This window comes from Paranoxybacillus vitaminiphilus, assembly GCF_003259935.1.
GTDB lineage: Bacteria > Bacillota > Bacilli > Bacillales > Anoxybacillaceae > Paranoxybacillus > Paranoxybacillus vitaminiphilus.
The window spans coordinates 110,463-122,966 of sequence record NZ_QLMH01000009.1 but is presented as its reverse complement, the minus strand read 5'-3'; the positions used below and the strand labels follow the sequence as shown (position 1 = coordinate 122,966).

At 37.3% G+C, this 12,504-nt stretch carries 12 protein-coding genes, 1 tRNA gene, 1 rRNA gene and 2 riboswitches; of the genes, 4 read left to right on the top strand and 10 right to left on the bottom strand.

Annotated features, from left to right (window positions below; genetic code table 11):
* The 5 genes from B0I26_RS11680 to B0I26_RS11660 form a co-directional block, all read right to left on the bottom strand.
* A 16S ribosomal RNA gene (locus tag B0I26_RS11680) occupies positions 1-179 on the bottom strand; the annotation flags it as partial.
* Positions 180-708: 529 nt separating this feature from the next.
* A complete protein-coding gene (locus B0I26_RS11675) occupies positions 709-1,461 on the bottom strand; it encodes an ABC transporter ATP-binding protein (protein ID WP_111645608.1) in 753 nt (250 codons plus the stop codon).
* Positions 1,461-2,501, bottom strand: a complete 1,041-nt coding sequence (locus tag B0I26_RS11670; RefSeq protein WP_111645607.1) for an ABC transporter substrate-binding protein — start codon at positions 2,499-2,501, stop codon at positions 1,461-1,463. The genes B0I26_RS11675 and B0I26_RS11670 overlap by 1 nt, the downstream gene beginning before the upstream one ends.
* A 10-nt stretch (positions 2,502-2,511) precedes the next feature.
* Positions 2,512-3,306: an ABC transporter permease gene (locus B0I26_RS11665; protein ID WP_111645606.1), complete on the bottom strand. Its 795-nt coding sequence runs from the start codon at positions 3,304-3,306 to the stop codon at positions 2,512-2,514.
* On the bottom strand, positions 3,281-3,571 hold the full coding sequence (locus B0I26_RS11660; RefSeq protein ID WP_111645605.1) for an MTH1187 family thiamine-binding protein: 291 nt from the start codon (positions 3,569-3,571) through the stop codon (positions 3,281-3,283). The genes B0I26_RS11665 and B0I26_RS11660 overlap by 26 nt, the downstream gene beginning before the upstream one ends.
* Positions 3,572-3,686: 115 nt before the next feature.
* Positions 3,687-3,796, bottom strand: a riboswitch (TPP riboswitch).
* Positions 3,797-4,024: 228 nt separating this feature from the next.
* Here B0I26_RS11660 and B0I26_RS11655 point away from each other — a divergent pair.
* Positions 4,025-4,843 (top strand): protein-glutamine gamma-glutamyltransferase, encoded by an 819-nt coding sequence (locus B0I26_RS11655; RefSeq protein ID WP_111645604.1) that lies wholly within the window; start codon positions 4,025-4,027, stop codon positions 4,841-4,843.
* On the opposite strand, the gene B0I26_RS11650 is transcribed toward B0I26_RS11655, so the two are convergent.
* Complete coding sequence (locus B0I26_RS11650) at positions 4,823-5,725, bottom strand: DMT family transporter (protein ID WP_111645603.1); 903 nt, start codon at positions 5,723-5,725, stop codon at positions 4,823-4,825. The two genes, B0I26_RS11655 and B0I26_RS11650, sit on opposite strands and share 21 nt — an antisense overlap.
* Positions 5,726-5,793: 68 nt before the next feature.
* Between B0I26_RS11650 and B0I26_RS11645 the strand changes: the two genes are divergently transcribed.
* Together B0I26_RS11645 and B0I26_RS11640 are read left to right on the top strand one after the other, a co-directional pair.
* Positions 5,794-6,471 (top strand): MgtC/SapB family protein, encoded by a 678-nt coding sequence (locus B0I26_RS11645; protein WP_111645602.1) that lies wholly within the window; start codon positions 5,794-5,796, stop codon positions 6,469-6,471.
* A gap of 206 nt (positions 6,472-6,677) precedes the next feature.
* Positions 6,678-6,750 (top strand) — tRNA-Ala (locus B0I26_RS11640).
* Positions 6,751-6,871: 121 nt separating this feature from the next.
* Here the strand turns inward: B0I26_RS11640 and B0I26_RS11635 are convergent.
* Entirely contained in the window at positions 6,872-7,144 is a 273-nt protein-coding gene (locus B0I26_RS11635; RefSeq protein ID WP_111645601.1) for an AbrB/MazE/SpoVT family DNA-binding domain-containing protein, read from the bottom strand.
* Positions 7,145-7,930: 786 nt separating this feature from the next.
* Positions 7,931-8,014: riboswitch (cyclic di-GMP riboswitch) on the top strand.
* 55 nt (positions 8,015-8,069) lie between these two features.
* Between B0I26_RS11635 and B0I26_RS11625 the strand changes: the two genes are divergently transcribed.
* A complete protein-coding gene (locus B0I26_RS11625) occupies positions 8,070-8,429 on the top strand; it encodes a response regulator (RefSeq protein WP_111645600.1) in 360 nt (119 codons plus the stop codon).
* 561 nt (positions 8,430-8,990) lie between these two features.
* Here B0I26_RS11625 and B0I26_RS11620 read toward each other — a convergent pair.
* The 3 genes from B0I26_RS11620 to B0I26_RS11610 all read right to left on the bottom strand — a co-directional run bounded on the left by B0I26_RS11620 (position 8,991) and on the right by B0I26_RS11610 (position 11,708).
* Complete coding sequence (locus B0I26_RS11620; RefSeq protein ID WP_111645599.1) at positions 8,991-9,554, bottom strand: hypothetical protein; 564 nt, start codon at positions 9,552-9,554, stop codon at positions 8,991-8,993.
* A 162-nt stretch (positions 9,555-9,716) separates the two neighbouring features.
* On the bottom strand, positions 9,717-11,426 hold the full coding sequence (locus tag B0I26_RS11615) for a methyl-accepting chemotaxis protein (protein ID WP_409991429.1): 1,710 nt from the start codon (positions 11,424-11,426) through the stop codon (positions 9,717-9,719).
* A 69-nt stretch (positions 11,427-11,495) separates the two neighbouring features.
* The gene (locus B0I26_RS11610; protein WP_111645598.1) at positions 11,496-11,708 is read right to left on the bottom strand and encodes a hypothetical protein; all 213 of its coding nucleotides are present in this window, start codon (positions 11,706-11,708) and stop codon (positions 11,496-11,498) included.
* Between the last annotated feature and the right edge of the window lie 796 nt (positions 11,709-12,504).

Genomic DNA, 12,504 nt, shown 5'->3' with positions numbered 1-12,504 from the left:
TTATCCGGTATTAGCTCCGGTTTCCCGAAGTTATCCCGGTCTGCAGGGCAGGTTGCCCACGTGTTACTCACCCGTCCGCCGCTAACCTCAGGGAGCAAGCTCCCTTTGGTCCGCTCGACTTGCATGTATTAGGCACGCCGCCAGCGTTCGTCCTGAGCCAGGATCAAACTCTCCATAGAAAGAATTGTCTAGCTTCAGCTCGCAGCGCCTCGCGGAAAATAACCTTCCTCCATCGACATACAAGTATGTCTCGTCGGAAGAACATTTTCCTCCCGGCGCTAAACACTCGCTTCCGCTTTTCTTTGTAGACGCTTCGTTTTGTTCAGTTTTCAAAGAACATTTACTTTATGTCGCCCAAAAGCGACTTTTTGAATATATCATTTAAATTCTACTTTGTCAACAATTTTTGTATCCTCTTCACTGCATCATTTTTCAGCAGCGACGTTTTTAAATATATCATGTCCAAAAATAAGATGCAACCCCTTTTTTAAAAAAATTTTTTCTTAAACCAAATAACCTTATAACAGATTCGTACAATCATATCCTCACATACGTTGCAGCAATCTTTATATTTTTAACAATCTAGTTCAGTTTAGTGAACTACCCTCCACTTAACTTTATTTGAAGTGGGCGCTTCTAAGCGACTTACTTGTATGTTATAGCCGAACGATAAACAACATACAATAAAAAACTGATTGGGCATAAAGCCTAATCAGTTTTTAACAAATCGAACAGTTGCTTTTTTATCTCTATAAATGCGGAAGAAGTGATCATTTCCTGTGTACGCGGACGGTCAAGAGTAACTACTACTTCTCTTTTTATCTTGCCTGGACGCGATGAAAAGACATAAATTCGATCAGACAATAAAATAGCTTCTTCAATATCATGGGTAACTAATAAAACTGTTTGCTTCAACTGTTCCAATATCTTTAACAACCATTTGTGCATTTGCATCTTTGTTAAAGCGTCTAGCTTGCCGAACGGCTCATCCAGCAGCATGAGCTCCTTTCGAAACAAAAACGTTCGCAGGAAATTCACGCGCTGCCTCATTCCTCCTGATAGCATCTCGGGATAATGATCAGCAAACTGTTCCAATCCAAAAGCCGGCAAGAGAGAAAGCGCTTCTTGTTTTGCTTTCGCTTTTTTTACTCCTTGAACTTCGAGCGGGATCATGACGTTTTCAATAATGGTGCGCCATGGAAAAAGCACATCTTTTTGCGGCATATAGGCTGTGTTTCCTTTTTTTCCTGTAATAGACTGTCCATTAAGATAAATATCTCCGCTTGTCGGTTTTAATAAACCAGCTATCATTTCTAAAAGCGTACTTTTTCCACATCCGCTCGGCCCAATAATGGAAACAAATTCACCTTTCGCAACAAAAAGAGATACATCCTCAAGCGCTGTTAAATCTTCGTATTTATTAGAGTAAAAAACCTTCGTAACATTTTTCACTTCCAGCATCATTTCTTTCCAGGAAGAAATTCATTTGTAAACGCTGCTTTTGGATCAATATTTTTCTCGATGAGACCGCGTTCGAACATCCAATCAGCGTAACGCTTCCAAACTTCTTCCTTTTGTACCCCCCACTGTTCTGCGTCATCTTGATATTTTGTGCTCAACCATTTTTGACTTGCTTTTACTAATTCTTTATTTAACTCTGGGGCGTTTTTTATTAAAATATCTGCCGCTTCTTCTGGGTTTTCAATGGCAAATTCATAACCTTTTGCAGTAGCTTCCATAAATCTCTTTACTAATTCTTTTTGTTCTTTCACATGCTCTTCGTTCGTTACGATAACCGGAGTATAGTAATCGAGAGCCGGGTCTAAATCTTTTAACATAATCGTATTTAATTCTTTTCCTTGACGTTCCGCTTCAACGCCATCCCATCCATAATAAATCCACATGAAATCGGCATCACGGCCAATGGATTTGAAGAAATCAGTTGCACCGAGCGTCACGATCTTTAATTTTGAAAAATCAGCATTCGCTTTTTGCATAACCGCTTTTAATACGGCTTCTTCAACCGGAGAACCCCAACCGCCATAGCGTTTGCCTTCGAAATCTTTTGGTGACGTAATTCCCGCTTCCTTTAAAGAAGCGAACGCTGATGTATTATGTTGAATGATTGCCGCGATGGAAACAAGCGGAATATCTGTAGAACGTGCTTGCGTAACGCTTTCTTGATAACTGATACCAAAATCCGCTTTTCCAGCCGCTACTAATTGATCCGCTGTTGTTCCTTCACCTGGCTGTAAAATCTCCACATCTAATCCTTGCTGTTTATAATAACCTTTATCTTTTGCCACATATAAACCTGTATGGTTTGTGTTCGGGAACCAATCAAGCATGACCGTTATTTTTTGCAGCGTCTTTTCGGCATTTCCTTTCTTTTTGTCAGCTTCTTGTCCTTGGTTTTCCTTCATATTACATGCAGCTAAAGCTATTATTAAAATTACGGCAAGCAATAGGTTCATAAATTTGCTAAATTGTTTCACAGCCATCTTCCTTTCTCTAATCTTTGTTTTTTTGTTGATAATGCCATCGCATCGTTACCCGCGCCAGCGCTTCGACAATCGCAAAAACGGCTAAACTCATAAACACAATGACAATTATCGTTGCAAACACACGATCGGTTAAAAACGATTGGGAAGAACGTGTCAATAAAATCCCAAGGCCTTGACTCGCCCCCAGCCACTCACCAATTACAGCGCCCATCACACTATATGTTCCGGCAATTCTTAATCCAGAAAAGAAAAATGGCATCGCCCCTGGAAGCTTGACCATCTTAAAAATTTGCCATTTTGTCGCCCCCATCGTTTCCAGCAAACGAATCATTGTAATATCGACAGTGCGATAACCGTCCGCTAAATTAATTGCAATCGGAAAAAAGCAAACGAGTGCAACGACAATCACTTTTGGCAAAATGCCAAAGCCAAACCAAATCATGATTAACGGAGCAACTGCAATAATCGGAATCGTCTGTGAGATGACAAGCAACGGATAAAGCGCTTTCCGAAACCATTTTGATACATCGATGAGCGTTGCTAATATAATACCAATGATTACAGCTAACAATAACCCGAGCAGCGTTTCTTTCAGTGTTTGTAAAGAATGAATCACAAGTAAATCGCTGCTGTTAATTAACGACTGAAATATGTCGGTAGGAGCCGGTAAAATCCATTTTTCTATCCCTGTTACATAAACAGATAACTCCCATAAAACAAGAATCGCTAAAATGACAAAAGAAGGCATCATCATTGATGACCATCTTTTAACAGCATTAACGATATTTCCGAAGCTTTTCATCTAAGGTGACTCCCTCATTAGGGCGGTAATGAATTTTTATATATGTCATTACTTCGGAAGCTCCGGCTTCAATGCAGGCATCTTGCGCTTTTTTAACGATTTCTAAAAGTTCATCGAGTTCTCCTTCCATTACCGTCTCCATAGCACCAACTTCATACTTCACACCGGATTTCTGTACGACTTCAATCGCTTTATCGACCACATCATAAGTATTTCCGTTTGCTACTTTCGGTAACACTTGAAAACCGACATTCACTGTTGCCATTTGATCATCTCTCCTTTCTTTACATGTTTAAAACATACTAATAAATTCCTCTGCCAATAAAATAAAAAAACAGCTACCTGCATAAGGGTAGCCATTTCCTCATAAACATGACGTAAATAAGAATGAATATCCATCCCTACGCTGGCATTACCCAGATCAGGTTCACGGGTCGATACGAATCAGTATCCTCTCAGCCGATTTCTCTCAGCTCCCCGACATGTTTTCAAAATTTACTATAACAATAACACTCCTTTTTGTAAATGAAAGAAACTTATAAACAAGTTATACACAAACTTATCAACAGGTTGTTAACAAAAAATCCGATTTTATCCACAAAAACAACTAATCCAGAAAAAATATACGAACATATTGTCTTGAAATTATAGATTGATGTGGATTTTGTTGAAAAAATGTTGATAAATTGTTAATAATTCAACAAGGAGAGGAGACCGTATGATTAAAATTGCACAACATCTTGTGAATAACACGTTTTTTATAAATACTCCTTTTTCGGAAGTACAAGAAATGATTTTAAAGGCTCTATTAGAAGAAGAAAAAGTATATGCTTACGACAGTCAAAAACAACTAATGTTTGAACTTTTATTGCGGGAAAAAATTATTGAAGCTGCCAAGCTGTTGGCACACAGCAAAGCCAAATTTACAATTTTTCAATTTTCAAGATGTAACGAACGGTTCTGGCAGCGCAATCATCTCGGCGGATTTGAACTAAAAGAAGGCGTGCTTCCTTCTGCGGGAATTAACGATATTTTTGAAAATAGCCATCTGTATGCGTTCGAATGTGCTACAGCCATTGTCATTGTCTTTTATAAAGCTGTGCTTGAAGTTCTTCCAGAAACAACATTTAATGAGCTGTTTGCGAATTTGCTTCTGTATGATTGGCACTATGATAAAGATTTAGGGGTAAAAACAACAAACGGGGACGATTACATTCCCGGTGACTGTCTTTACTTTAAAAATCCTGAAGTCAACCCTGAAACACCTCAATGGCAAGGCGAAAATGCCATTTATTTTGGAAAAGGATTATATTACGGACACGGAATCGGCATCAGGACAAAAGAAGTTATGATTGAAATTCTCAATACGAAGCGAAGAAAGAATGCGACAAAATCAGCTTATTTACTTAAACAAACAACAAGAGTCGGCTTTAAATATTTATCGACATTTGCTCCACAACGAGAACAGGTTCGTATTTTCTTGAACCCAGCGCACCTTGTAATCGGAAAAATCGGTTCAGCTACTTTCCTGTACTAAAAATGCTCTCTTTCGATTTTCACTCCATAAATACGTACCGATACCTGTCAGAATAAAAAGTCCGCCAATCCATTGCGATGGCTGAATGATTTCTCCAAGCAGGAAATATGCTAAAATGGATGCGCCGACCGGTTCAAATAAAATACTCATCGAAACTGTAACGGCGCTTACCCATTTCACTGACCAGTTCATTAACGAATGACCAAGCAATGTCGGCACAATCGCCAATAAAATAAAGCAGAGCCAATCCGTTTGACTGTAAGAAAATAACGAATATCGAAAAGCCAGCACATACAAAAGCAAAGTCATGGAGCTTACACCATACACGACATATGTATATGTCATGAGCGAAAGCCGTTTTCGCAAATCCTGTCCAAACAGCCAATAGCCGGTAACCATTGCACATGCCAACAAAGCTAATAAATCGCCAAATAACGCTTTACCGCTCACTCGGAAATCTCCCCAGCTGATAATGACGCTTCCCGTAATCGCCAGCAACCCGCTTAACAATGCTCCTACAGTTAATCTTTCTTTAAAAAAGACATAACCTCCGACAAAAGCAAACAATGGCTGTAATGTAACTAACACAACGGAGCTTGTTACAGATGTATAGTTCAATGATTCAAACCAAAGAATAAAATGAAAGGCCAGCAACACCCCTGAAATAATGGAAAACAACCAATCTCGCTTCGTAATTCCACTCATTTCTGGTATATATTTAATAAAGAATGGCGTCATGAATAGAACCGTCAAAAATAGTCGATAAAAAGCCGTAACCGCCGCAGGAGCAGCCACCCACTTGACGAGAATTGCCGACGTTGAGATCGAAAGTGCCCCAACAAATAAAGCAAGATAAGGTTTTAATAGATTCGTTGATTTCATGTTTCATCTCTCCACGATGCATTTTAGAAAAAATTATAGCACTAACTAAGATGAAAGAGGTGATGAAGATGGAAATTGATCTCTTTATGAAGCTTAGTATATCTGCTGTCTTAGGAATGGTAATTGGACTTGAGCGGGAACTGAAGCGAAAACCGGTTGGTTTAAAAACATGTTTAGTGATTTCCATCGTCAGTTGTTTGCTGACGATTGTTTCCATTGAGTCAGCTTACCTTTTTCCAATAAAAGATCACATTACGATGGACCCGCTCCGTCTTGCAGCGCAAATTGTTTCCGGCATCGGCTTTTTAGGAGCAGGGGTTATTTTGCGGCGCGGCAACGACAGCATTTCCGGCTTGACAACAGCCGCATTAATCTGGGGAGCGGCTGGAATTGGTATCGCTGTTGGAGCCGGTTTTTATCAAGAGGCTCTATTCAGCGTTGCTCTGCTCATTGTCAGCGTCGAATTACTTCCATTTCTTACAGCCATTTTAGGACCGAAACAACTGCGGGAAAAAGAAATCAATCTACAAATCACTGTTTCAGACATGAAAAACATCACTGATATCATTAACTCCATAAAGGAGCAAAATATTCATATTAAAACCATTCGCATTAAAGATCTTGATACAAACTATCATTTAATTAAATTAAAAGTGACAGTTGACCAAAAACGGACAACAACCGACATATATTATTCCGTTCGCACTATCCCTTCTGTTATCAGAATCGATATTGAAAGCGTCTAGCTGCAGCCAGACGCTTTCGCTGTTTTCCCGTTTTGAAACGCCTATTCTAAAATATGCTTTACTGCTCACAGTACATATCTAAATCCTAAGGAATGCGGAAGATCGCTCATAAACAAAAACAAACGACAATTCCTTTAAATTTATTATTGAAATCGAAAATAGAGAAGTTTATAATTTTGATGTAGCTATAATATATTGTCAGCCACGGGGCATTAGCTCAGTTGGGAGAGCGTCGTGCTGGCAGCGCGAAGGTCACCGGTTCGAGCCCGGTATGCTCCATCGGAAAAACCCTTGTGTATCAAGGGTTTTTTCTTATTTTGTTATTTTGTTTTGATTGGATTGTCGGTTTTAGTCCCGTTGTTGACGGATTGTTGACGAATTTTTCTTTAATCGTTGAATTTTATAAACATTGCTTAATCTCTTTTAACAATTGCTCCGCACCCTCACGACTTAAAATGATTTTACCGCCAGCAAGCCGAAGATTGTTATCTGATACTTCACCAGTTACTTGGCATGCCATATTGGGCTTGTATTTTTTGAGAATGATATACTCATCATCAACCAAAATTTCCAATTGGTCTTTTTCAACGATGCCTAGTGTGCGGCGCAACTCAATAGGAATAACGACACGGCCTAACTCGTCAAGTTTACGAACAATACCTGTAGATTTCATTAATTCTCCTCTCTTATTTTTTACTATATATTTTACAAATAATAATAAAAAAAAGAAAGTCCCAGCCAAATGGCAAGGGAGCTATTTTAAACGCAATTTTTGTCCGACACGAATTAGATTAGGATTTTTAATACCATTTAATTTTGAAGTTTTTCTACCGTTGTTTTATATTTTTGCGCATTGCACTCAATGTGTCACCTTTCTTCACGATATACACTTGTCCTTCTTTCTTGGGCATCGGTTTTACCAGCTTTTTATTGCCGACCCTATCATATTATGCAGCTCATATTTTTCGATGATATTGATAAACTTCTCTGCATAATTCGGCTCGGTACAATACCCGCATTCCTAGACATTTTTGCAGGCAAGAATGTACTTTATTTCTCCTATAATTCGGACGTTTTTGTTTTTACGTGCAATTAATAAAGAATAAAAAAACACCCAAATTTACCGCTCCATCCATTAAAGAATGTTGTTGATTTTTTGCTCAACTAAAGGATGAGGATATTTGAATACGAAACAAACATATCATTGAATATCTATTTTATAGCAGGATATTTTAGTCAACTAACGGAATATAAACATTATTAGTTATCCAGTTGAAAGGGATGAATGAATATGTTCATTTCTGTTACTAGATTGCGTTTAAAAAGAAAGTGTAAGCTACCGATCTTTTTTTGGCATACAATGAAATCAATTATTCAATCAAAAAAACATGTTTTTGATTATAATTTTCATAAAATTTTTAATAAATAAAAATCGGGCGTTTTTGACAATTTGTGATAGTATTGTTAAAGGCAAATTTTACAAAAGTAAGAAACGCAAATCCACAGACCTAAGACAACTGTGTGATCGCAGTAGGATTGCACAGCAAGACGATCTCCATTTGCTCATTTGCCTTATTATTTAATGAAAGGTGTTATAAATGTTTAAAACTACATTAATTGCTGAACATTCAACGTTTATGAGAAATTTATTAAAAAATCTCTTAAACGAGAATGGTTACAAAGTTGTCGCTGAGGCTTCTGATGGTAGTAGCGCTGTATCTCTTTACAAAGAAAAAAAACCTGACATTGTTGTACTTGACTTAACTATGCCTATTATGAACGGATTAGATGTTTTAAAAAATATTTTAAAATTTGATCCAAAAGCAAAAGTAATAATTTGTTCAGCGATGGGGCAAAAAAGATTAATTAGTGATGCTATTGAAATAGGCGCTAAAGATTTCATAATTAAGCCTTATTTTAACGAATTAATTCCATCTTTAAATAAACTATTCAGGTAATTACGAAGCTGACCTATAATGTCTGACCTCACGCACATTTCACAATATATATTAGCCCATTTGTCTTATGTTATGTCCTATATATTATTATGTTGTGGGGTCTGGCACTTTGCTTTTGGATTCAGCCTCTTTTTTCTCCAAGATTATACAATTGTTTTTTCCTTTTAACAAAGATAACCCCTCTTCTTTTAAGCTGTTGCACGATTTATAAAAACGCTTGTATAAAATAAAAATCCCCCGCCAAACGTCAAGGGATTTATATTTAAACGCCATTTTTGCCCGACGCGAATAGATCGGGATTTTTAATGTTATTCAGTTTTATACTCAGCTGCAACCTTTCTGCACGATGTAGACTCGATGTTCCTCTTTTTTGGTCGCCTGGTTTCTTATTTCCGACCTTATCGTACCTGGTTAAATCCTATTTACCTCTATTTCTGTACAAAGGCATAAATCGTTTATTTTGCTGCGCAGTATCATCCTAATGCGAAATCTCTGTAAATGTTGACCATTGTTCATTGTTCTTCAACTACGCACCCGTCGTTAGTACAATCATTTTTAATATTAGTTATCATCTATTGGAACAGTTGTTTTTACGCCACTCTCAACAATTATCACATTTTTTAAATTCGCGGAAATTTCTTTATTAACTTCAATTACAAATGTTCTTGGTGTTGCATCGTCAGTACAAGGACCTTCTGAACTTGACAAATGAATAGTTATGTCTTGTTTATCGGTGGTTATTTTTACATCTCCTAATTTATCCGGACAACTCCCAGATTCCTCCAATCCAATGAAAAATATATCATTTTCATCAAAATTCACTTTAGGTATTTGCTGTCTTAATCTAAAGAAATTCCACAACTCTTCATACCGAATTTGATCATCTGTTCTCTTTACTAAATACCGCAAATAAGGCACCTGCTTCCTTTGTACTGCTGCTTCGTGAAAATTAAGAGGTAAGCTCTTTCCACTTGTCACTAGCCCTATATCAACATTAGTATTATTATCTTCTATGTTGATATGTTCCTTGGTATCGGTTGGAACTTCATCTCTTTTATAACTACTACAACCAAATAAAAATATGAATATAACAAAAGTCAAGGTAAGTAAAAATAACCTTTTCATAATACACCTCCCTCCTACTAAAAGATCATCTAATGCTTGCTGCATCCACTCGATTCTTTATCGCAATTCTTCTTCCGGTGTAAGTGGTCTGTCAACATATTCATAATCAATCATAAAGTGTTCGTTTCCTCGTTGGTTGTATACATAACAGCGATTTTTCCTTCAATTTTCATTTTTCTGAACCTTAAACTTGCTGATTAAATTCTGTAAACCTTCTGCCAGTTTAGATAATGAGTTGGCGGATGCCGAAATTTCTTCCATAGAAGCAAGCTGCTCTTCCGCTGATGCTGCTACGTTTTGAGAATACATAGAAGTATCTGCCGAAATTTGTTTAATCCCCGATACGGTGGCAGAAATTTCTTCTACGCTTGCTGCAACTTCTTTTGCTGTAGCTGCCATATCATGAATCTGATCAGCAAGCTTTTCCATAAATTCAAGGATTTCTTTAAAGCTGCCTTCTGTTTGTTCAACAATATTCAGACCATCTCCTACATCAAACGTTACTTGTTCAATTGATTGATTAGAACGAACCATATCTTGTTGAATCTCGATAATTAAGCTGGAAATTTGTGAGGCCGATTGTTGAGATTGTTCCGCTAATTTTCGAACTTCATCAGCAACCACGGCAAAGCCTTTTCCGTGTTCACCTGCCCTAGCTGCTTCAATGGCTGCATTTAAGGCTAATAAGTTGGTCTGTTCTGCAATGGCAGAAATGACTTTCGTGATGTCGCCAATTTCTTTCGAGCGCTTATCCAATGATTTTATAACTTCTCCACTTTCATTTACAGAACGACTGATTGAATTAATTTGTTGGACCGTTTTGCCAACAAGCTCCCAGCCATATTTTGCTTTTTGAGCAGCTTGAGAACTCAGTTCTGAAATAGAAGAAGCATTTTCGGCAATCGATTGAACTCCTTTACTCACTTCTTCTAATGCAGTTGCACCTTCTTGTATACTGGCAGTAGCATGTTCCGCGCCATTCGCTACTTGCTGAATCGACTCTGTAATGGCTTCAGTTGCCTTAGTTGTTTGTTCCGCACTGGCCGATAACTCTTCTGAAGAAGAAGCGACTTGCTCTGAGGCAGCAATTACTTCATTCATCATATTTTTAAGATTTTCAGCCATTCGGTTAAAACTAGCAGAAAGATTGCTCAATTCATCACCAGTGTTATCTTCAATTCGAGATGTAAAATCTCCATTTCCTGCTAATTCAAGAGCTGACGTAACCTTTGTCAATCTCTTTTTCATTCTCAAGGTAAACAAGTAAATAACTGAGCACGACACAATAACTATGACAGCAAGTATGATTAAAAATTTCACTAAGAAACTAGATAATATACTTTCAATGATGTTTTGAGGAGCTCCTACATAAAACATGCCAATGATTTCACCATTAGCATTTTTTATTGGCATATAGGCAGTTTGATAACGTTTCCCTGCTACATTCGCTTCACCGTAATAATGTTCTCCTTTTTTAAGTACAGCATCTACCACTTCAGAAGAGGCTTGTGTTCCAATTGCGCGATTTCCTCCTTTCATAACATTGGTCGATACACGTGTATCACCTTGGAAAATCGTTACCGTATCACCCGTATCTTCACCAATTTTATCTACTACTTCATAATTTTCATTTACGAGAACAGCTCCCTTATAAAGTTGATCATTCTTGATTTGCCAATCTCCAGGGTATTTATGATCAATATACCTATATGCTAAACGTAAATCGCCTTTTGCCTTTTCAATTGCAAATGCTTTAATTGCCTTTGTCATTTGTTGATTTACTACAACTCCTATAATAGTTGAGAACGAAATAATAATAGCCAGAACGATTAAGTTTATCTTCGTCCCTAAATTCAGTTTCAAGACAATCACCTCTATATATTCATTATTCTTCAAAGAATTGTTAAATAAACTAATGTAGCTTGTTCAACTTTTGTCAAATCAGCATGGATCCAACGTGCTTTTTTCCGATGCGAAGATTTGATGCTCATTACGGTCATACCGATCGCGCTTTTCACTTTCTTCTTTTTCGATGCGTTCAGCGGTTTCGCCAATACACCGTTCAATCGCTTCAAAAATATAGTTTGATGTTACGACGTGATATCTCCGTTGCAAAAAATGAGGTTCGAGTTTTTGAAGAGTTAACTTGCTCATACTGTTGCCTCCGTCAATTTTGGTTTATTACATTAAATATAAATATAACAAAATTATAAAAATTATAAATATAACAAATTTACTAAAATCTAACTACCCGTGTATAAAAATGACAATATAACTAATAAAGAGGCTGTCTCGAAAAAAGAGGTTGTCTCATAAGGGGCTGACCTCACGCGCGTTTCATAATATATAATTATGTCCTATATATCATGTTGTGGGATCTGAACTTTTGGAACACTCTCTTTTTATACGAAAATGTCCCGGAAAAAACAAAAAAGCCTGGGGCAAAGCAATCATAGTTATGCCCCCAAAAAAGAAAATAGCCTGTGATCTGCTTAATCATTAAGCAAGTCACAGACCCATCCATTTTCATTCATCGTGGTGGCTGGTAAGTCATAGACGTTTGAGACAGCCTCTTCTTTAACATTCAGTGAAAAACCGATATTTTAAGATGTTGTCCCTTTATCCACTATCACATAATTTTGTTCACATTCACCCTGCCGGAACATATCAAGACAACGTAGTTTACCTAAAACCCTCAATAAAAATCGAACTGCCTCTCAAAAAATGCCCTCCAATTTTAGTAAAGTTCACAGCTTTTTCATAGTTCATATCACCATATTATCAAAAAGTTAATTATAATAAATTTCAATCAAAAATCTATCTAATATGATTATTCTTATGAACCTCTCCCACCTACACGTTGTTTAGAGGTGAGAGACTTCTCGGTGAACACGTTAAACAACGCACCCGTTCGTTCGTCGTCACTATGGCGCTTCAAACAAAATCGCCA

Bases quoted from the DNA above. Each gene is read 5' to 3' on its own strand.
- B0I26_RS11625 (WP_111645600.1), top strand. From the start codon at position 8,070: ATGTTTAAAACTACATTAATTGCTGAACATTCAACGTTTATGAGAAAT.
- B0I26_RS11620 (WP_111645599.1), bottom strand. From the start codon at position 9,554: ATGAAAAGGTTATTTTTACTTACCTTGACTTTTGTTATATTCATATTT.
- B0I26_RS11650 (WP_111645603.1), bottom strand. From the start codon at position 5,725: ATGAAATCAACGAATCTATTAAAACCTTATCTTGCTTTATTTGTTGGG.
- B0I26_RS11635 (WP_111645601.1), bottom strand. From the start codon at position 7,144: ATGAAATCTACAGGTATTGTTCGTAAACTTGACGAGTTAGGCCGTGTC.
- B0I26_RS11645 (WP_111645602.1), top strand. From the start codon at position 5,794: ATGGAAATTGATCTCTTTATGAAGCTTAGTATATCTGCTGTCTTAGGA.
- B0I26_RS11660 (WP_111645605.1), bottom strand. From the start codon at position 3,571: ATGGCAACAGTGAATGTCGGTTTTCAAGTGTTACCGAAAGTAGCAAAC.
- B0I26_RS11610 (WP_111645598.1), bottom strand. From the start codon at position 11,708: ATGAGCAAGTTAACTCTTCAAAAACTCGAACCTCATTTTTTGCAACGG.
- B0I26_RS11665 (WP_111645606.1), bottom strand. From the start codon at position 3,306: ATGAAAAGCTTCGGAAATATCGTTAATGCTGTTAAAAGATGGTCATCA.
- B0I26_RS11655 (WP_111645604.1), top strand. From the start codon at position 4,025: ATGATTAAAATTGCACAACATCTTGTGAATAACACGTTTTTTATAAAT.
- B0I26_RS11670 (WP_111645607.1), bottom strand. From the start codon at position 2,501: ATGGCTGTGAAACAATTTAGCAAATTTATGAACCTATTGCTTGCCGTA.
- B0I26_RS11675 (WP_111645608.1), bottom strand. From the start codon at position 1,461: ATGCTGGAAGTGAAAAATGTTACGAAGGTTTTTTACTCTAATAAATAC.